This window comes from Emticicia fluvialis (assembly GCF_024793945.1).
Lineage (GTDB): Bacteria > Bacteroidota > Bacteroidia > Cytophagales > Spirosomataceae > Emticicia > Emticicia fluvialis.
This window is the reverse complement of record NZ_JANUSD010000012.1, coordinates 115,958-134,880: the sequence shown is the minus strand read 5'-3', so window position 1 is coordinate 134,880 and position 18,923 is coordinate 115,958. Positions and strand designations below refer to the sequence as shown.

18 protein-coding genes are annotated in these 18,923 nt (G+C 41.1%); 8 read left to right on the top strand and 10 right to left on the bottom strand.

What is annotated here, in order from left to right; all coding sequences use genetic code 11:
- The first annotated feature begins 58 nt into the window (after positions 1 to 58).
- Entirely contained in the window at positions 59 to 2,209 is a 2,151-nt protein-coding gene (locus NZ848_RS15010; protein WP_259016184.1) for a catalase, read from the top strand.
- Positions 2,210 to 2,457: 248 nt separating this feature from the next.
- Positions 2,458 to 3,309, top strand: a complete 852-nt coding sequence (locus tag NZ848_RS15005; protein ID WP_259016182.1) for an SMP-30/gluconolactonase/LRE family protein — start codon at positions 2,458 to 2,460, stop codon at positions 3,307 to 3,309.
- A 75-nt stretch (positions 3,310 to 3,384) separates the two neighbouring features.
- On the opposite strand, the gene NZ848_RS15000 is transcribed toward NZ848_RS15005, so the two are convergent.
- Both NZ848_RS15000 and NZ848_RS14995 read right to left on the bottom strand, forming a co-directional pair.
- On the bottom strand, positions 3,385 to 4,761 hold the full coding sequence (locus NZ848_RS15000; protein WP_259016180.1) for a RagB/SusD family nutrient uptake outer membrane protein: 1,377 nt from the start codon (positions 4,759 to 4,761) through the stop codon (positions 3,385 to 3,387).
- Positions 4,762 to 4,832: 71 nt separating this feature from the next.
- Positions 4,833 to 7,910, bottom strand: a complete 3,078-nt coding sequence (locus tag NZ848_RS14995; protein ID WP_259016178.1) for a SusC/RagA family TonB-linked outer membrane protein — start codon at positions 7,908 to 7,910, stop codon at positions 4,833 to 4,835.
- A 704-nt stretch (positions 7,911 to 8,614) separates the two neighbouring features.
- Between NZ848_RS14995 and NZ848_RS14990 the strand changes: the two genes are divergently transcribed.
- Entirely contained in the window at positions 8,615 to 9,247 is a 633-nt protein-coding gene (locus NZ848_RS14990; RefSeq protein ID WP_259016176.1) for a 4'-phosphopantetheinyl transferase family protein, read from the top strand.
- A gap of 1 nt (position 9,248) precedes the next feature.
- On the opposite strand, the gene NZ848_RS14985 is transcribed toward NZ848_RS14990, so the two are convergent.
- Positions 9,249 to 10,085, bottom strand: coding sequence for a transglutaminase-like domain-containing protein (locus NZ848_RS14985; protein WP_253533993.1), 837 nt, complete (start codon positions 10,083 to 10,085; stop codon positions 9,249 to 9,251).
- Between the two features lie 182 nt (positions 10,086 to 10,267).
- Between NZ848_RS14985 and galE the strand changes: the two genes are divergently transcribed.
- Together galE and rfbB are read left to right on the top strand one after the other, a co-directional pair.
- The gene (gene galE / locus NZ848_RS14980) at positions 10,268 to 11,284 is read left to right on the top strand and encodes a UDP-glucose 4-epimerase GalE (protein ID WP_253533994.1); all 1,017 of its coding nucleotides are present in this window, start codon (positions 10,268 to 10,270) and stop codon (positions 11,282 to 11,284) included.
- 71 nt (positions 11,285 to 11,355) lie between these two features.
- Entirely contained in the window at positions 11,356 to 12,420 is a 1,065-nt protein-coding gene (gene rfbB, locus NZ848_RS14975) for a dTDP-glucose 4,6-dehydratase (protein WP_259016173.1), read from the top strand.
- A gap of 72 nt (positions 12,421 to 12,492) precedes the next feature.
- Here the strand turns inward: rfbB and NZ848_RS14970 are convergent, their stop codons facing one another.
- From NZ848_RS14970 to rpsU, 3 genes are all read right to left on the bottom strand, one after another.
- On the bottom strand, positions 12,493 to 13,413 hold the full coding sequence (locus NZ848_RS14970) for a bile acid:sodium symporter family protein (RefSeq protein ID WP_253533997.1): 921 nt from the start codon (positions 13,411 to 13,413) through the stop codon (positions 12,493 to 12,495).
- 46 nt (positions 13,414 to 13,459) lie between these two features.
- Positions 13,460 to 14,344, bottom strand: a complete 885-nt coding sequence (locus NZ848_RS14965) for a tyrosine-type recombinase/integrase (RefSeq protein WP_259016170.1) — start codon at positions 14,342 to 14,344, stop codon at positions 13,460 to 13,462.
- Between the two features lie 111 nt (positions 14,345 to 14,455).
- Positions 14,456 to 14,650 (bottom strand): 30S ribosomal protein S21, encoded by a 195-nt coding sequence (rpsU, locus tag NZ848_RS14960; protein WP_101725305.1) that lies wholly within the window; start codon positions 14,648 to 14,650, stop codon positions 14,456 to 14,458.
- A 159-nt stretch (positions 14,651 to 14,809) separates the two neighbouring features.
- On the opposite strand from rpsU, the gene NZ848_RS14955 reads away from it, so the two are divergent.
- Positions 14,810 to 15,733 carry a Ppx/GppA phosphatase family protein gene (locus NZ848_RS14955; protein WP_259016168.1) on the top strand — a complete coding sequence of 308 codons (924 nt, stop codon included), beginning with the start codon at positions 14,810 to 14,812 and terminating at the stop codon, positions 15,731 to 15,733.
- A 62-nt stretch (positions 15,734 to 15,795) separates the two neighbouring features.
- Here NZ848_RS14955 and NZ848_RS14950 read toward each other — a convergent pair whose 3' ends face one another.
- The 3 genes from NZ848_RS14950 to rplU form a co-directional block, all read right to left on the bottom strand.
- Positions 15,796 to 16,392, bottom strand: coding sequence for a NifU family protein (locus tag NZ848_RS14950; protein ID WP_259016167.1), 597 nt, complete (start codon positions 16,390 to 16,392; stop codon positions 15,796 to 15,798).
- Positions 16,393 to 16,519: 127 nt separating this feature from the next.
- Positions 16,520 to 16,777 carry a 50S ribosomal protein L27 gene (rpmA, locus tag NZ848_RS14945; RefSeq protein ID WP_101725302.1) on the bottom strand — a complete coding sequence of 86 codons (258 nt, stop codon included), beginning with the start codon at positions 16,775 to 16,777 and terminating at the stop codon, positions 16,520 to 16,522.
- A gap of 74 nt (positions 16,778 to 16,851) precedes the next feature.
- Complete coding sequence (gene rplU / locus NZ848_RS14940) at positions 16,852 to 17,163, bottom strand: 50S ribosomal protein L21 (protein ID WP_101725301.1); 312 nt, start codon at positions 17,161 to 17,163, stop codon at positions 16,852 to 16,854.
- A 181-nt stretch (positions 17,164 to 17,344) separates the two neighbouring features.
- Here rplU and NZ848_RS14935 point away from each other — a divergent pair, with 181 nt between their 5' ends.
- Both NZ848_RS14935 and NZ848_RS14930 read left to right on the top strand, forming a co-directional pair.
- On the top strand, positions 17,345 to 17,782 hold the full coding sequence (locus tag NZ848_RS14935; RefSeq protein ID WP_259016166.1) for a CBS domain-containing protein: 438 nt from the start codon (positions 17,345 to 17,347) through the stop codon (positions 17,780 to 17,782).
- A gap of 57 nt (positions 17,783 to 17,839) precedes the next feature.
- Positions 17,840 to 18,292: a DUF2721 domain-containing protein gene (locus NZ848_RS14930; protein ID WP_253534004.1), complete on the top strand. Its 453-nt coding sequence runs from the start codon at positions 17,840 to 17,842 to the stop codon at positions 18,290 to 18,292.
- On the opposite strand, the gene NZ848_RS14925 is transcribed toward NZ848_RS14930, so the two are convergent.
- Entirely contained in the window at positions 18,276 to 18,923 is a 648-nt protein-coding gene (locus NZ848_RS14925) for a lysoplasmalogenase (RefSeq protein ID WP_259016165.1), read from the bottom strand. The genes NZ848_RS14930 and NZ848_RS14925 overlap by 17 nt on opposite strands.

The window sequence follows — 18,923 nt, the reverse complement described above, 5'->3', positions numbered from 1 at the left end:
AAGGATGATTTTGAGTTCGGAATTATAACCATTTTAACAATTTAAAAAAACAATAGCCATGAAAGATTCTGACCAGCCCGTTGATAATAAAAAAACCGAGCAATTACGCATTCATAGCGCCGATGCTACCAACCAGACCATGACAACCAATCATGGCTTGCCTGTTAATGACGACCAGAACTCGCTGAAAACAGGCGATAGAGGTGCTACCTTGCTGGAGGATTTTATTCTGCGTGAAAAAATTACACATTTTGACCACGAGCGTATCCCTGAACGTGTAGTACATGCCCGGGGTGCGGCGGCGCATGGGTATTTTCAGGTCTATGAGTCAATGGCTGAATACACCAAAGCTCATTTCTTGCTGGACCCTGGCTTAAAGACCCCTGTATTTGTAAGGTTTTCAACGGTGGCGGGGTCGAGGGGCTCATCAGATATGGCCAGAGACGTAAGAGGGTTTGCCGTGAAATTTTATACCGAGCAGGGTGTATATGACCTGGTTGGTAACAATATACCGGTGTTCTTTATTCAGGACGCCATGAAATTTCCGGATCTTGTTCATGCCGTTAAACCCGAGCCGCATAACGAAATTCCGCAGGCTGCGTCGGCTCATGATACATTCTGGGATTTTATCTCTCTGATGCCCGAAAGTATGCACATGATAATGTGGGTAATGAGCGACAGGGCGATTCCGAGAAGTTATCGCATGATGGAGGGTTTTGGGGTACACACTTTTAGATTCGTAAATGCAGAAGGTAAGGCGCATTTTGTAAAGTTTCATTGGAAACCACTTTTAGGCGTACATTCCGTATGCTGGGATGAAGCCCAGAAAATCTCTGGTAAAGACCCTGATTTTCATCGCAGGGATTTATGGGAAGCAATTGAGAACGGCGCTTTTCCGGAGTGGGAGCTGGGTGTTCAGATAATACCAGACGAGGATGAGTTTAAATTTGAAATTGACCTGCTTGACCCCACCAAAATAATACCTGAAGAACTAGTGCCTGTTAAGAGAATTGGGAAAATGGTATTGAACAGGAATCCCGATAATTTCTTTGCAGAAACAGAACAGGTGGCTTTTCACCCGGGTAATGTTGTTTCCGGAATTGATTTCACGAACGACCCTCTGCTGCAAGGCCGTTTGTTTTCATACACCGATACGCAACTCATCAGGCTGGGCGGCCCAAATTTTCATGAGATACCAATTAACAGGTCTGTGGCACCGGTTCATAATAATCAGCGTGATGGTTTTATGAAACAAACCATAAATAAAGGCAGGGTGAGTTACAATCCTAATTCTTTGGCTGGTGGTTGTCCGTTTCAGGCAAAAGCGGCGGAAGGCGGTTTTCAAAGTTTTACGGAAAGAATTGACAGTAAAAAGATTAGAAGCAGAAGCAAAAGCTTTTTAGACCATTTTAGCCAGGCAACTTTATTTTATGAAAGCCAGTCTGAGCCTGAAAAACAACACATTGCCAATGCACTGAAATTTGAACTGGGCAAGGTTGAGACAATTGAAATACGGCAAAGAATGCTTGGTTTGTTATCTAAGGTCAATAAAAAGCTGGCCAAAACAGTGGCAGACGGGCTGGGCCTTCCGGTACCTGAAATACTGGAAGAACCTATGAATCATAGTATACCTGCTGACGCAGACCCACAAGACTATCAGCCCATTTTTACTAACTCGCCAATCAGCAAATCTGCTGCGTTGAGCATGAGCAATACTATTAAAGATACCATAAAGACCAGACAAATTGCGCTTTTGGCTGCTGATGGATTTGATGCAAAATCATTAACTGATATTAAGAAAACCCTGGAAAAAGAAGGCGCGAAAGCATCAATAGTTGCGCCAAAACTTGGCACTATCAAAAGCAATGAGGGTAAAGAACTGAAGGTAGACCAAAGCCTGCTGACAGCAGCTTCTGTACTGTTTGATGCAGTTTACATAGCAGACGGCACAAAAAGTGTGGAAGCCTTATTGGAAGAACCAGAAGCTATTGAATTTATAGAAGAAGCCTACAAGCACTGCAAGCCCATAGCCACCAAAGGCAAAGGGGTGGAACTGCTACGAGCAACCAGAATAATAATGAAAGAACTGGCAAAGGAGATTAATCCGCTATCCGGCTTGTTAATTAACCAGTCTGATGAAGAATTAGTAAACGCTATTGCACAGCACAGGTTTTGGGAAAGAGAAAAGAAAGACAAACACCTTAACTGATTTTAAAGCGAAAGTTTAATTTTTTGGCACAGGCAATGCAGTTGCGTTCTGTTTTAAATGCGTATGGTTTGTCGTTAACGGCAGGCCATGCGCTTTTATATTTAATTAAAATTATCAGTGTGGCAGGGTTGTCTGAAGTTTATTCATATTTTTACAAAAGCATCTATTCAAATTTCTAGTAGTAAAAAATGAAAAACAAATCACAAAGAAGCCTAGCTGTAATAATGTGCCTAACAACATCTATAGCTATGGAAACATTCAGCCAGCAATCTGGTATAATTGCCGACGGGGCAAAACCACAATTGGTTTCTAATCAGTTTTCGTTTACAGAAGGGCCTGCGTCAGACAAAAAAGGCAATGTGTTTTTTACCGACCAGCCCAACAACAAAATCTGGAAGTATGATACAGACGGTAAGCTATCAGTTTTTTTAGATAATGCCGGCCGCTCTAACGGTACTTACTTTGACAAAAAAGGTAACCTAATTACCTGTGCCGACGAACATAATGAGATATGGTCGATAAGCCCGGATAAAAAAGTAACGGTCTTACTGAAAGGTTATCAGGGGCATGTGTTTAACGGGCCAAATGATTTATGGATTGATAAAAAAGGCGGTATGTATTTTACTGACCCGTATTATCAGCGCAATTACTGGGAAAGAAAAAGCCCTGATGCCGGTATAAACGGAGAAAAGCTCTACTATTTACCCAAAGGAAAGAAAGAGGCTATTCTGGTTGACCCAGAAATTAAGAAACCTAATGGATTGATAGGTACACCAGATAACAAATACCTGTATGTATCTGATATGGGCAACCGCGCTATTGTTAGATATGATATAAAGGCCGATGGCACGTTGACTAACAAGACAGAGTTTGCCAAAGATTTGTCAGATGGAATGACAATAGATAATCAGGGTAATGTGTATCTGGCGGGCAGGGGAGTTAGTGTTTATAACCCGGAGGGTAAAAAAATTGAGCAGATTGACATACCTGCCAAATGGACAGCTAATGTTTGTTTTGGTGGTAAAAACAAAGATATTCTTTTTATTACTGCCTCTGAGTCAGTATTTGTATTACCCATGAAAGTGAAAGGGGTGAATTGAAAATTCGGTAAAAGCCAGTAATAATAAAAATAGCGGACGCATGCGCCCGCTATTTTTATGTATTGTTATTTCAGATTAATAACCCGGATTCTGAACCAATGATTTATTGGTATCTATTTCGCGTTGCGGAATAGGAATAACCAGTTTATTATCACTAAAAGTAAGACCTGCCACGCCACCTTTGGTGCGTTTTACGTCATGTATCTGTTCTCCTTCAAAAGCCAGCTCCAATTTACGTTCTTTCAAAACATCTGTTACCGAAACTGTTGTAAGTGGCGTTGCGCCTGCTCTGCTTCTGATGAGGTTAACATCGCTTAGTGGTGTTGCCCCAACTGTGGTTCCTAAACGAAGGTTAGCCTCAGCACGAATCAGATATACTTCAGCCAGACGTATTACAGATACATCGCCATACTGGTCAAGGTGCTTTCCTGTATAAGTATTATTTGAAGCTCTCACAAAGTAAGTACCTCTTGTATCACCGGCGCCATAAAGGTTAAGGAAAGGGCTCAGTACACGAATATCACCACGACCCTGATAAGAAGCTGGTGCATAGTATGTATTCAGGCTGTTGGCACCATCCTGGTCTGTAACTATGATTCTGAAAATAACTTCACTATCATTAGTTGCATCCCTGAATGCTTCTTGAAAAGTAGGGGTTAAAGAGTATAATTTACTTGCAATTACTTTATTGGCTGCATCACGAGCCTCAGCATATTTACCTTGTTGCATGTAAACTCTGGCCAAAATAGCCTGTGCAGCTCCTCTGGTTGCAAAGCCGTTTAAAGACTCACTAGTATTATACTTTTCAGAACTCTGGGTAAGAGGTAGCAAGCTTTCTGCTTTTGTAAGGTCTTCAATTACCTGTGCATAAATAGCAGCAACAGTAGCTCTTGGGCGATAATCAGTATCAGTAATACCACGGGTTGGGGTGGTAACTAACGGAACACCCAGGTTAGTAGTAGGGTCGCCGTCTGCCCAGGCTTTGGCCCAAAGTCTTACCAGGTCAAAATAAACCAGACCACGTATAAATCGTGCTTCACCTTCAACCGAAGCCTTTTTAGATGTCTCTACTTTATCTAATGCCGATAAAACGTTATTGGTAATATTAATTGCGTTATAACTCTGCAACCAGGTAGCCTGTGTCTGAGAGTTGGTCGTGGTAAAAGTTTTACGCCATAATTCGTCTAAAGTAACAAATGTTCCGGCAAAGCGCATTTCTGTAGGTTCTGCGCCTAGCAAATCACCTGAGTACTGCATTGCACCACCATAAACGTTACTGCTGCTAATGGCATCATAAGCACCAATAAGCGTAACTTCAACAGCCTGCGAGTTTGCCAGCGCCTCCGTTTCTTCAATGGTAGCAGTAGGCAATACGTCCAGCTTTTTGTCACAGCTTGCCAGAAAAGCTACTGTGGCAAAGGTAAAAACCCAATTTTTTATATTTTTATTCATTTTATTTTCTGATTGCTTTATTTAATAAATTAAATTACTGCATTCTGTTTCGTTAAATGCTGAAAAAGAAATTAGAAATTGATTGTTAAACCACCCGTAATAGTTTTTGCCTGAGGAGTAGTGTAAAAATCATAACCTAAAGCAATGTTAGACACAACGTCATCGGCATTTACTTCAGGGTCCCAACCAGAATATTTGGTGAATGTCAACAAGTTCTGGCCGGTTACGTATAACCTTACATTGCTTAGTTTTACTTTATTAATTAAAGATTTTGGCAGGTTGTAAGCCAGCGTTACGTTACGAAGGCGTATAAATGAACCATCTTCAATAAAGCGGCTTGATGCCTGCGCACCGTTGTTAAAGAACAAACGGGCCTGAGGCACTTTTGTATCACGGTTTTCAGGTGTCCATGCTGCCAGCTGGTTAACAGTCTGGTTATCTTCATAACGGCCATTAGCAGAAGAGAATCGACCTACTCCGTAGAAATTTAGTTTATTACCAAAAACACCATTAAAGAATACGCTCAACTCAATGCCTTTGTAGCTGAAAGTATTGGTAATACCACCTATCCATTTAGGTAGTGGGCTGCCAACTACAACGCGTTGAGCCTGTGAGTAAACATTAGTAGTTGATCTGTCTAATGTTCCGTCTGCATTTTTAGTGTTTTTGTAGAAGAGTGCATCTCCGTTGGCAGGGTCAACACCTGCATACTCTACAGTATAGAATACACCCAGCGGCTGGCCTTCTACAGCGCGGCTCATATTGCTCAAACCGCCCTCAATTACCTGTCCTTGCAAGCTGGTAATTTCGTTTTTATTGGTAGAGGCATTGATGCTCGTTTTCCATTTAAATTGCCCTACAAAGTTTTCGGTATTCAACACAAATTCAAAACCTTTGTTGGTTAAAGAGCCTACGTTTTTACGTTGTACCGCAAAACCTGACGTACCAGGTACGTTTACGTTCAGTAACAAACCGGTAGTCTTTTTCTCGTAATAATCAATTTCTCCATTGATTCTGTTTTTAAACAAACCAAAGTCTAAACCAATATCAACCTGTTGGGTTTCCTCCCAGCGTAGGTTAGGATTTGCTAATTGTAATGGACGCTGGCCTGGTAAAGTGCCATAACCTGCATCGCCGGTAAATAAGCCCAAATGATCAAAATTGCCAATTTCAGCATTACCAGTTAAGCCCCAGCTACCGCGGATTTTCAGGAAGCTAAGCGCATCGCTGTTTTTAAGGAAGCCTTCTTCTGAAAGAATCCAGCCTGCTGATACCGCAGGGAAGAAACCATAGCGGTTATCTTTACCAAAGCGAGAAGAAGCATCAGTACGTGCACTCAGACCCAACAAATATTTTTCGTTGAATTTGTAATTGATACGTGCAAAATATGACAAGAAGTTATAAGCTGCCTCAGAAGAGCTGGCGTCTGTTTTTCTGGCAGCACTGGCAATCATGCGGTAGGCGTCAGATGGAAAATCTTTTCCTTCTGCTGCAACCGTTTTTCTGAGCGAACTCTGAAACGACATACCAGCAGTGGCATCTATTGAATGAACGCCAATTGTTTTGTCAAACACAAAGTAATTGTTGGTGTTGTAGTTTTCAACTCTTACAAACCTATTATAACCATAGCCAAGCGGAGCGCTAAAGTTACGTTGGGTTTTGCTGTTATAGTATTGTTCTTCCTGTTGGTTCAATAAATCAACTGCCAATTCAGAACGGAATCGAAGGCCATCAAAGAATTTGTACTCACCAAATACATTACCAATATTACGATGCACCGTAGTGTTGTAATAGGCATTGCCAATATTGATAAGGGCATTGTAATAAACCGGAATATTGATGTCTCCGGGAGGCATACCTACCGGTAAACCTGTATCAGGGTCAGTAGCAGGAGTCATCGGAGGAAGCGCCACCAACTGCTGTGGGTTGTCAAACTGGCGGTCGCCTGATACACGCTCGTTAAGTGTGCGGGTCATGCTCATGTTCATTCCCACCGATAATTTGTCAGTTACCTTATGAGATAGATTCATACGACCCGACATCCGTCCGAATGCGTTTCCGGCAAGAATACCTTTCTGGTCAAACAACTGACCAGAGATAAAGATGGTAGTTTTCTCAGAACCTCCGGTAATGCTCAGGTCATATTGTTGCATCGGAGCATCCTGATATGCCAGGTCGGCCCATTTTGTATCAGCTTGTTTGGCAGTTCCTAAGGTACCCAGGCTTTGGGTAACAAAGAAGCTTTCCATATAAGAAGTATAAGAATCAGGGTCGCTTGCTTCATATCCGTCAATGGCGTCTGAATTGGCAGCTGCCATGCGGTAAAAATCCATATATTGCTTGGTGTTCAGGAACTGCAACACATTGGTTGGTTTGCTTTTTCCATATAGCATACCAAACGAAACGCTGGTTTTTCCGGCCTTACCTTTTTTAGTTGTAATAAGTACCACACCATTGGCAGCACGCGCACCATAAATAGCACCTGCAGAAGCATCTTTAAGGATTTCGATTGACTCAATGTCTTGTGGGTTGATGTCTACCAAAGGGTTAGTTGTACTGGTTGAGATGGCTTGGCTTTCTTGCGTAAGCGGGATACCATCCAATACATAAAGTGGCTGATTAGATGCACCAACCGACGACTGACCACGAACCCGTACCTGGATACCCTGGCCCAATTTACCGGTACCCTGGTTTATCTGTACACCGGCGGCCTTACCCTGGATACTTTGCTCAAACGTTGTAGCAGGTACATCAGCAATTTCAGCAGCTTTTATTTTGGCAATATTACCTGTCAAATCACGCTTGATTTGTGAACCATAACCGGTTACAACCACTTCGTTCAAATCTTTAGTAGTTGGTACAAGATTAAAATCAACAATTCTGCGATTATTAATCGGTTGTTCAAGCGAGGCAAAGCCAATAAAGCTGGCCTGTAGTGTACCATTAGCCGGAACTGAAATTTTGTAGGTTCCGTCTATGTTGGTTGTTGTACCCTTTGTTGTACCTTTTACTGTAATCGAAACACCTGGTAGCGGACTACCGTCTTCGGTAGACGTAACTTTTCCCGTTACATCTACATCTTGCGCATTTCCCCAAAATGAAATAAAGAGGAACAGGCAGCCTAATGAAACCCGTAAAAGTTTGTTCATTCGTATTTAGTTTGTTATAGATTAATTAAAGTGATTAAAAATAAATTAAAATTGCATATATACCTCAAAACATGAGTCAAAATAGCTAATAAATGATGATAAATCATTTATTGTACAAGACAAACTTTATAAAGTACAAAAAATAAGGCTTGCTAAAAAAGGAATTAACTACAGATATAAGTAGCGGTACCGAAGCTTAGATGAAACTGGTGATTTTTAATTTTCATAGGTCAGATAATTTATAGTATTAGTTTAGTTTTAAAAAATTACCGCAAACTTTACAAAATAGTTATTTGCTAAAACAAGGCTTAAAGAAAATCATTGCTTAGTCAAAAGACGAAAGTTTAAAAGATTATGCTGTATTTCAGACATACAATTTTAGAAAATTTTGTGAATTCACAAAAAACTTCTTATAATCTGACAACGAATTCTTTATTTGCTGCAATATTTCAGCCTTTTTGTGTTTAAAATAAACCACGGGGTTTAAAGTCTGGCCCGGGTGGTTTTACCACATTAAAGGTGATTAAGGTTATTAATTGCCTGTTAATATCTGCTTTTTTTTCAATTCTGAAGGTGATGTTTTTTTTATCAGCCAGAAATTAGATGCCTGTAAGCAAATGTAAAAAAATATTTCAAATCAAACTCTGGTTTTCAGTTTATTCATTTATTTGCGGCTTTTTCGCCAAAACCACTCATTTTTATATATGGCCATTGTTAAGGAAAAGCAATACAGCAATGAATCATTTCTGGCTGTCTGGAAGATAGAAGAGTCGCATGATGAGCTGCAAGCTTTGTTACCCTCTGAAATATTGACCGATGCCGAATTGGCAGGCATTAGCCATGCCCAAAAGCAGATTGAGTTTTTTTGCAGCCGGTTAACTATTAAGTATCTGACAGACAAACTGGGAATTGAGTATCTGGGTATTAAAAAGGATCAATATGGTAAGCCTTTTCTGGTTGGCGCTGATTGGCAGTTTTCATTAACGCATACTGCTGAATACGTGGCTGTGGTAATGCATAAATACCTGCCATTGGGCATTGATATGGAACACCCAAGCGAAAAATTGCTTAAAATTGCCCACAAGTTTCTGTCAGATGCCGAAAGGGCCGATGCTGCTGGTAATCTGGATAAACTTTGTATTTACTGGTCGGCAAAGGAGGCGCTTTATAAATTGTATAGTAAGCGCAAGGTAATTTTTAACGATAACCTGCTGATAGCACCTTTCAGTATCAATCAGCAGGTTATTAATGGCAGGCTCAAGATTAATGAAATAGACCAGACATACCAGATATTTGTAGAGAAAATAGACAAATACTATCTGGTAGCTGTGTGTTAATTTATTCGGTCAGGAGCTTTAGTACATTTTCTATTTCCTGCGCTCGTTCTACATCAGATACTTTCTCAAACGACACAATCAGGTTTCTCAATACTCTGCACACAATATCAAGGTTAGTGCAGGGCTGATAAAAGCTATCTTGTGGCAGCAAGTGCATTTGTTTAATGTAGTTGCTAATATCAATCTTAGAAAATATTAACCCCCTGTTAAATACATTTATATAAAACTGTATCTGTGGGTTTTTATAGGTCAGTACAAACAAACTGGGTAAATTTACACCGCTTACAGGCATGCCCAGCCGCTTGGCCAGCAACATATAAATGATACAAAGCGAAATCGGGTTGCCTTTGCGTTGTTCAAAAACCTGATTCAACATAGAGTTGGCCGGAGAATGAAAGTTCTTCGTATTGGCCTGAAACTTATACTTGTCAAAAAACACCTGATTCAATATCCTTACCTGGTCGTGTGGGTGCAAATCGTCCCTGAATTCCAGCCAGGTATCAAAATAAATATCGTTCAGGCTCTGGCGTAATTTTTCAAGACTGATATCAGGATACTGATACGTTGCCACAATCCACATACCTTCCAGCAAATCCTGGTGCCCGTTATTTTTCCAATCTACTAATCTGGTAACTAATAAGTTGTATTGCAAGTCATGAATAAGGTCTTCAATTTTCTTTTGCAACACCGGATTCAACCCGTTTTCCTGCCAATGGTCTTCCAGCAAAGGAATCACCGCGCCACCAATCGTTCTCAATTGTTTTTCTACATGCTGTACTACTTCCATATCCTCATCGTCGAGAAGTGTTACCAGCGCTTTTATTTCTGATTCTTTCATACCTGCTCCGTTACGGCTTTAAATAGCTGACAGTCAGTGTGCTAACTGCTATGCTACGGCTATGTTAAAACTTCAAACCTCAAAATTTTCTAATTCCACCTCTAAATTCATACTTTTGCCAAAAAAACAAATAGTTTTGCTAAAAAACTTTTTCAAAAACTTTAACAGGATAATTTAAGCTTATGAAAATCTTAGTTACCGGCGGTGCCGGATTTATTGGCTCCCACACAGTAGTTGAACTGGTGAACGCCGGTTATGACCCTGTTATTATTGATAATTTCAGCAATTCTGAAAAAACCATGCTGCAAGGCCTGGAAAAAATACTGGATAAGTCTGTAAAGTATTATGAAAACGACTGTAACGATATAGCATCTCTTGAAAAGATTTGTGCAGAAGAAAATATTGAAGGAATCATCCATTTTGCTGCCTATAAAGCCGTAGGTGAGTCGGTGCAGCAACCGCTTAAATATTATGAAAACAACATAGGCTCAACCCTTAATGTACTGGAGGTGATGCTGAAACTGAATATCAAGAACCTTGTTTTTTCATCGTCATGTACGGTATATGGCCAGCCAGATTCAATACCTGTAACAGAAGATACGCCGCGTAAGCCAGCGGCATCGCCTTATGGCAACACTAAAACTATCTGTGAAGACATACTTCGGGATACGATAGCAGCAGGTAATGCTTTAAAAATTATATCATTACGTTATTTTAACCCTATTGGTGCGCACCCTTCTGCTCATATCGGCGAGCTGCCAAGAGGCGTGCCTGGCAACCTTGTTCCGTTTATTACACAAACAGCTATAGGCAAAAGAGAGAAACTGACTGTTTTCGGGAACGACTACGATACCCCCGATGGTACCAACGTAAGAGACTTTATACATGTGGTTGATTTAGCAAAGGCGCACGTTTCGGCATTAAAATTGCTTTCAGAGAAACAAGATAATTTTTATGAGGTATTTAATGTAGGTACAGGCCGTGGAAATACTGTATTAGAGGTTATAAAAGCCTTTGAAAAAGTGAATAATGTAAAGCTGAATTATGAGATAGGGCCGCGCAGGGCCGGAGACGTAGAGAAAATATACGGAAGTGTTGAGAAAGCTGAAAAACTAATGGGCTGGAAAACCGAGAAGTCGTTGGAAGAAAGCGTGGAAGATGCCTGGCGTTGGGAAAAGAAAATAGCTGAAAACAAATAATGCCATGTACTACAACGCCGGTAGTTAACCTATTTGCCGGCCATTTGTAATACCTAAACTGAAATAGAAAGATGCAATCAAAACACATTTTAATAACCGGCGGAGCAGGCTTTATTGGTTCTCATGTAGTTCGCCTATTCGTTACCAAGTATCCCGATTATCAGATTGTTAATCTGGATAAACTAACCTACGCCGGTAATCTTGAAAACCTGAAAGATATTGAGCACCTGCCTAACTATACATTTGAGAAAGGAGATATAGTAGATGCTGATTTTCTGAAAGGCCTGTTTCAGAAATACAATTTTGATGGCGTTATTCACCTGGCCGCTGAGTCGCACGTTGACAGGTCAATAACAGACCCGATGGCATTTGTGATGACCAACGTTATAGGCACCGTTAACTTGCTTAATGCGGCCCGCGAGGTATGGAAAGAAAGTAATTATGAAGGTAAGCGATTCTACCATGTATCGACTGATGAGGTGTATGGTGAACTGCATGACCCGAAGGAGTTCTTCCTTGAAACCACCAGCTATGATCCGCGTTCTCCTTATTCTGCCTCAAAGGCTTCATCTGACCACTTTGTAAGGGCTTATCATAATACCTACAAGCTACCGGTGGTGGTTTCTAACTGCTCTAATAATTACGGGCCGAATCACTTTCCTGAAAAACTGATTCCGCTAATGATTAACAACATCATGCATCATTTGCCTTTGCCGGTATATGGAAAAGGCGAAAACGTGCGCGACTGGCTTTATGTAAAAGACCATGCACGTGCCATTGATGTTATTTACCACAATGGCGGTAATGGCGAGACCTACAACATTGGCGGCTTTAATGAATGGAAGAATATTGACCTGGTGCATTTGCTTTGCAAAATTATGGATGAAAATCTCGGCCGCCCTGAGGGTACCTCTGCCGGATTAATCACTTATGTGCAAGACCGTGCCGGGCATGATTTAAGATATGCCATAGATGCCACCAAACTAATGAACGAACTGGGTTGGCAGCCGTCTCTTCAATTTGAAGAGGGCCTTACAAACACAGTAGAGTGGTACCTTGAAAACACCACCTGGTTAAAAAACGTAACCAGTGGCGATTACATGAAATACTACGAAAGCATGTACACCGGAAGGTAAGATTCCGGAAGTTTATAAAAGAGAAAAGCACGGGCAGCCGTGCTTTTTTGGTATCGTATGATACCGTGAAGACTAATCTACCGGCCTTTTACTCCAGAAGCTGGCAAGCAGCGAGCCGTTTATGTTCATGATTGGCCCGAATAACGCAGGGGCTATGCCCACTGTAGCCAGTTTACCCATGGCCTTTGCTAAGCCAGAGGCCAGCCCGGCATTTTGCAGCCCAACCTCTATGGCTACGGTGCGGCAATCTTGCTCGGGCAGCTTAAATAATCTGGCGCCCCAGTAGCCCAAAATAAAACCACCAACATTATGAATAACAGTAGCAAAAACCAAAGCTAAACCTACGGCTTGAATTGATTTTTGCCCGGCAGCTGTAATTACCACAAGTATTATTGTTATACCCCCCATTGATATAAGCGGAAGTATTTTCTGTAACAGCGCATTATGATTTTTTAGTAATTTGTTAACCAGAAAGCCAATGCCGATGGGAACAATTATCATTTTAACGATATCTGACATCATAGACCAGAAATTGATTTCAATAAATTGCCCACCAAGCATTTTCATCAGAAAAGGTGTAAGAAAAGGTGCCAGAATGGTTGCAAGTGAGGTGATAGTAATTGATAAGGCAACATTGGCTTTTGAAATATAAGATATAACGTTTGACGCTAGCCCGCTGGGCGAGCAGCCTACAAGAATAACACCCGCAGCAATTTCAGGAGGGAAATTGAAGGTACTGGCAATGGCAAAGCCTAAAAATGGCATAATAGTAAACTGGCATACCAGCCCGATAATAACCGCCTTTGGCATTTTTATTACTCCCAGAAAATCGTCGTAGGTCATGGTTGTACCCATACCAAACATAATTATTTGCAAAAGAGGGATAATCAGCTCTTTTAACTGAAAACCATTGACTTCAATAAAATATTGCGGATAAAAATAGGCAAGGCTAACTGCCGCTATCAGGCAGAGGGTGTAGAGGTAGTTTTTCATCAAGAGTCATAGTTATAGGTTAAATGTTGCGGTTGGCAGGCACCAATCAGGCCTTTGGATGTGCCTGTTGATATACTTTCTTTAGTTTTTCAATGGTATTGTGCGTGTAAACCTGGGTTGCGGCCAGGCTGGTGTGGCCCAGCAAATCTTTAATAGCGTTCAGGTCGGCACCCCGGTTAAGCAGATGCGTGGCAAAAGTGTGCCTTATTACGTGGGGGCTTTTTTGTTCAAGAGAGGTAACGGGCGTTAAGTGTTTTTTCACCAGCCGCTGTATAAACATCGGATACGCCTGCGCTCCGCTGTCAGTTAAAATCAGGTAAGGGGTATCTTCGTAATTGCTCAGAAACTCTTTTCTGTAAATCAGATAAACGGCAATGGCGTCTGCCAGGCCTTTATTGACAGGAATAACCCTTTGCTTGTTTCTTTTGCCCAGCACGGTAAGTGTCTGGTTAAATAGATTGACATCAGCAGTTTTTAGGCCTATTAACTCAGCCAGCCGCATACCTGTGCCGTAAAGTAGTTCCAGAACCAGTTTATCCCGGTGGCCGGCAAAATCGGCTTCAAAACTGGTTTCGTCCAGCATCGTTTTCATGGGTTTTTCCTCAACAAATTTCGGCAGGGGTTTGTCGGTTTTCAATGCCCTTACTTTAAGCATCGGGTCGGTATTGATGGCTTTGCGGCGAAGCAGATAATCATAAAAACTGCGGAGAGTGGCTATTTTCCGGTTAATGCTCCGGTTATCCATTCTTTCTTCAGCCATACCGGCTATCCATGACCTTATCATCTGTGAATCGGCCTTTTCAGGCTCAGTCAGTTCGTATTGAAAGAGGAGATAAGACGAAAACTGCTTCATGTCGTTTTCATAAGCGGTAAGCGTATGCCGACTAAGCCGTTTTTCGAATTGGATATACTGTAAAAAATAAGAAACCATACTAGCATTAAACAATTTGCTTTAGGCAATTGAAACTGCTAATATGGTTTAAAATATATCTATTTACAATTAACCACCGAAATTTAGTTTCGGAATTGATGTTAATTGACTTTAGATTTCTTCGTTGCTTCTTAGTTTTGTTACATAACGGGCATGGATAACCTCGTTACGACGAGCTACAGAAGGTTTCTCAAAAGCCTGACGTTTACGCAACTGACGCAACACACCAGTTTTTTCAAATTTCTTTTTAAAACGTTTCAACGCTTTATCAATAGACTCGTTTTCTTTTACATTTACTACTAACATATAGATACACCTCCTTTTGTTTGGGCTGCAAATGTAGAAATAATTAATTATTTTTTCAAGTATCCGTCAGGTTTTTATGAAATTTAATCGGGGCAGGTCTGCAAGTCTTTTTTTAAAAGGTGTAGTTTTGCACCGGAAACATCACCAGAATACCGCTTCATGAAAATCGCCGTCATTGATTTAGGAACCAATACTTTTCATTTATTGATTGTTGAGAACAAGCAGACTCTCTACCGCGAGTCTATCCCGGCTAAAATAGGGCAGGGGGGCATTAGCAAAGGCATTATTTCTGAAGAGGGTATCCAGAGAGCCTTAGGGGTTCTGAGGCATTTCAAGGGCATTATTGATAGCCATGAGATAGAAACTAAACAGGTATTTGCCATTGGTACCAGCGCTATCAGAAATGCGGCCAATAAAGATGAATTTGTTAATCGTGTAGCAGAAGAAACCGGTATCATGATTCAGGTTATTTCAGGCGATAAGGAGGCAGAGCTGATATATGATGGCGTAAAAGAAGCCGTGCCAATTAAAGAAACATCAATGGTGATGGATATTGGCGGTGGCAGTGTAGAATTTATTATTGGTAACGAAGACCGGATTTTATGGAAACAGAGTTTTGAAATAGGCGGGCAACGCCTGATGGACAGATTTATGAAGACTGATCCTGTTTCTATGCGCTCGGTGCAGCAAATGGATGATTACTTCCGCGAGCAGTTATTGCCGCTTGCCAATGCCTGCCATCAGTATGACCCTCAAATTTTAATTGGCTCGTCAGGTTCTTTTGATACCTTGATTGATATGCAATACATGCGGGAAAAAGGAGTATTACCTGCAGAAGAACAAGTTGGATTTGAATATTCAATTCAGGAATTTTACAGGGCTTATGACGAACTGCTTTTTAAGAACCACGCAGAAAGAATGGCGATTGCCGGAATGATTGAATTAAGGGCTGATATGATAGTAGTAGCGGTTTGCCTAATTAAATATGTGATACAGGCTTTTGGAATCAATCAGGTGTTGGTTTCAAGCTATTCGCTCAAAGAGGGCATTTTGTCAAGGATTATGGCAAATCATGCGCTTTAGTATTACGAAAAAAGAGCCAAGGCATTGCCCTGGCTCAACAAAATTTCCTTTCTTTCTTGTCATTACACACCTTCTGCCACTACTTCTTTTACCTCTGGCACCATTGTGGTCAATAATCGCTGGATACCGTCGCGCAGCGTAACTGTTGATGAAGGGCAACCGCTGCAAGAGCCTTGAAGGTAAACCTTTACCTGGCCTGTTATTTCATCAAAAGAGGCAAAGTTGATAGCGCCGCCGTCAGACTCAACTGCCGGCCGAACGTACTGGTCAAGCGTTGATTTGATTTTGGCTACTACTGCCGAATCATTGGCGTCAATGATCAATGTATTTTTATCAATGGTTTTTTGTGTAAAAACCGGGTGGTTCTGCTCAAAATATATTTTCAGAAACTTTTTAATATCATAAACTACATCTTCCCACTCGGTATCATCATCCTTTGTGATGGTAATAAAATTGGCTGCAATAAAAATTCTTCTTACAAAAGGGAATTGGAAGAGGTCTGCCGCCAAAGGCGATGCCTTACCTTCTTCTGCAGTAGAAACAATGGTGGGGTAGTCGAAAGACAATCCGTCCGGAGCCAGCTCAAAATTCAATACGAATTTCATTGAATTCGGATTCGGGCTCAGCTCGGTATATATCATTGTTTGGCGTTGAAGCATGACAATTGTTGGTATTTTAAATGAATTAGTGTCTTGTTAAGAACATAAAACACCAGAAATAAGTTTAATAAGGCACAAAAAAACCTGCCCGTAAAGGCAGGTCTCCAAGTCGTTTGCAGCGTGCTGATTAAGCTTCTGCTACTACGTTAACGAATGATTTTCCGTCACGTCCTTTTTTAAACTCTACGATACCGTCGGTTAACGCGAAAAGTGTATGGTCTCTGCCCACACCTACGTTTACACCCGGATTATGTTTGGTACCACGTTGACGAACAATGATGTTACCAGCGATAGCCGTTTGGCCACCAAACAATTTAACGCCTAAGCGCTTGCTTTCTGATTCGCGGCCGTTTTTTGACGAACCGACACCTTTTTTGTGTGCCATGACCTTATTCTCTTTTAATTAGTGAATTGCAATGAATAAATGTTTTTGATGCTGAGCATTTCACTCAACCAGTTTTACGCTCCGATTTCGTCAATTTGAATTTTGGTCAAATACTGACGGTGACCGTTCTTTTTAACGTAGCCCTTACGACGTTTTTTCTTGAAAACAATTACTTTCTCGCCTTTAAGGTGTTCAAGGATGGTTGCTTTTACAGAAGCACCAGCTACGGTTGGAGTACCTACAGAAATGGTTCCACCGTTGTCAACAAGGAGTACCTTGTCGAATACAAGTTCAGCGTTCGTTTCGCCCTCTAATCTGTTTGTGTAGAGCGTACGACCCTTTTCAACTTTAAATTGCTGACCTGCGATTTCTACGATTGCGTACATTTTTTGAATGATAGATTTACAATGAATACTGTTTTATTCTGAATAAGCGCTGATTAATGTCTGAAACGCATTATTTAGGGGTGCAAAGTTAAGAATATATTTTTGTTTTTCAAACTATTGCTTTCTATGATTTTTTTTATAAAATTGTAGGAAGTTTCAATCAACCATAACGTACACACCTATGAAAATTCGTCAGATATTGCAGAAAAAGAAAATCAATGCCCTGTTCTCGGTTTCGTCAGATACAACTGTATACAATGCACTTGTAGAAATGGCAGATAAAAACATAGGGGCGGTTTTAGTAATTGACAACGGAGCCCTTTCCGGAATTTTCTCTGAGCGCGACTACGCCCGTAAGATTGTCTTGAAAGGCCTGCACTCAGATGAAACAAAGGTAAAAGATGTAATGACCTCCAAAGTTATTACCATAGATGTGGAAGATAAACTGGAAAATGCCATGCAGATAATGTCTGACAGGCACATCAGGCACTTGCCAGTAATGGACGGCAGCACGCTGGTAGGCATTATTTCTATCAATGACCTGGTTTCAACGTTAATCAATGAACAAAAGTCTCAGATAGCTTCATTGGAAAGTTATATATCGGGCAGCTACGCTTAAATTCTTTACAAACTCTTTGGCTCATGCGAAACGATTGATTTCGCTTAATACTATCTGATGGAATTGACAATTGGTACTCCGGCACTTCTTTTTTCTACGGTTTCATTACTGATGATTGCTTTTACTAACCGGTTTCTGGCGCTGGCTAGTCTTATCAGAGATTTGCATTTAAAATACAAAACTGAAGAAGAAAAAGAGAACATAGTTGCACAGATTATCGGTTTACAGAGGCGCATCAGAATTGTAAGGAATATTCAGATAATAGCCATTTCGAGCCTGCTTTTAAGTGCGGTTTGTATGTTGTTGATTTTTGTTGGCCGCGAACTGGCAGCCAAATGGATGTTTGGCGGTGCATTGATGCTACAGATAGCAGCACTCACTCTGTCGGTACGTGAAATAACATTATCGATGAATGCCCTGAAACTGGAGCTGAGCGATATGGCCGAATTGATTGCTCCGGAACCGTCTTATCGCAGACGCAAAAAACATGAAACTAAGAGCGACGACTGATGAGCAAACCGTGGATAATCAGGTATTGCGCTACCACATAAGTACTCATTATCAGAAAACCAGCCATCGGCACTGATACTACAAATTTGTTAAGGGCTATAAGCGAATCGGAGGCAATAAATAATACCGCCCCAATGAGTACAACTTCATAACTTTTGTCTTTTACCTGCCGCTCGCTGGCACGAATACCCATTAAGGTTATTACTATGGCATACAAAGTTACCGGAATCCTGAAGTCGGTCGGAATTCTGTGCAATAGAAAAAACAGTAGCAAACAAGCATAAGAAATAAAAGGTAGCCAGCGGAAATGGCGTGATTTACCCTCTTGCCGGAACAATAAAATATAGCAGACATGCCCAAGCAGAAATGCACCCAGGCCCATCAGAAAGTAATTGGGGTTTAATTGCTGAAACATCAGAAAGGTGTCTCCCAGGCAAGAGAAAAATAAAGCAAATAACACAAGCCGGTCTCTTTTACTAAATGTGGCACGGGTGCGCAGGTAATAAAACAAACCCAGGGTAATCATCAGCAGCGGTTTAGTAATGTTGCCAAGCCATTCGGTTTCCAGCAAGCCTGAGGCAATGTTTATCGCAGACAGGCCAAAGAAGATAAAAGTCTGGTTACGATTCAT

Bases quoted from the DNA above. Each gene is read 5' to 3' on its own strand.
- NZ848_RS15010 (WP_259016184.1), top strand. From the start codon at position 59: ATGAAAGATTCTGACCAGCCCGTTGATAATAAAAAAACCGAGCAATTA.
- NZ848_RS15005 (WP_259016182.1), top strand. From the start codon at position 2,458: ATGGAAACATTCAGCCAGCAATCTGGTATAATTGCCGACGGGGCAAAA.
- NZ848_RS15000 (WP_259016180.1), bottom strand. From the start codon at position 4,761: ATGAATAAAAATATAAAAAATTGGGTTTTTACCTTTGCCACAGTAGCT.
- NZ848_RS14995 (WP_259016178.1), bottom strand. From the start codon at position 7,910: ATGAACAAACTTTTACGGGTTTCATTAGGCTGCCTGTTCCTCTTTATT.
- NZ848_RS14990 (WP_259016176.1), top strand. From the start codon at position 8,615: ATGGCCATTGTTAAGGAAAAGCAATACAGCAATGAATCATTTCTGGCT.
- NZ848_RS14985 (WP_253533993.1), bottom strand. From the start codon at position 10,085: ATGAAAGAATCAGAAATAAAAGCGCTGGTAACACTTCTCGACGATGAG.
- galE (WP_253533994.1), top strand. From the start codon at position 10,268: ATGAAAATCTTAGTTACCGGCGGTGCCGGATTTATTGGCTCCCACACA.
- rfbB (WP_259016173.1), top strand. From the start codon at position 11,356: ATGCAATCAAAACACATTTTAATAACCGGCGGAGCAGGCTTTATTGGT.
- NZ848_RS14970 (WP_253533997.1), bottom strand. From the start codon at position 13,413: ATGAAAAACTACCTCTACACCCTCTGCCTGATAGCGGCAGTTAGCCTT.
- NZ848_RS14965 (WP_259016170.1), bottom strand. From the start codon at position 14,344: ATGGTTTCTTATTTTTTACAGTATATCCAATTCGAAAAACGGCTTAGT.
- rpsU (WP_101725305.1), bottom strand. From the start codon at position 14,650: ATGTTAGTAGTAAATGTAAAAGAAAACGAGTCTATTGATAAAGCGTTG.
- NZ848_RS14955 (WP_259016168.1), top strand. From the start codon at position 14,810: ATGAAAATCGCCGTCATTGATTTAGGAACCAATACTTTTCATTTATTG.
- NZ848_RS14950 (WP_259016167.1), bottom strand. From the start codon at position 16,392: ATGCTTCAACGCCAAACAATGATATATACCGAGCTGAGCCCGAATCCG.
- rpmA (WP_101725302.1), bottom strand. From the start codon at position 16,777: ATGGCACACAAAAAAGGTGTCGGTTCGTCAAAAAACGGCCGCGAATCA.
- rplU (WP_101725301.1), bottom strand. From the start codon at position 17,163: ATGTACGCAATCGTAGAAATCGCAGGTCAGCAATTTAAAGTTGAAAAG.
- NZ848_RS14935 (WP_259016166.1), top strand. From the start codon at position 17,345: ATGAAAATTCGTCAGATATTGCAGAAAAAGAAAATCAATGCCCTGTTC.
- NZ848_RS14930 (WP_253534004.1), top strand. From the start codon at position 17,840: ATGGAATTGACAATTGGTACTCCGGCACTTCTTTTTTCTACGGTTTCA.
- NZ848_RS14925 (WP_259016165.1), bottom strand. From the start codon at position 18,923: ATGAATCGTAACCAGACTTTTATCTTCTTTGGCCTGTCTGCGATAAAC.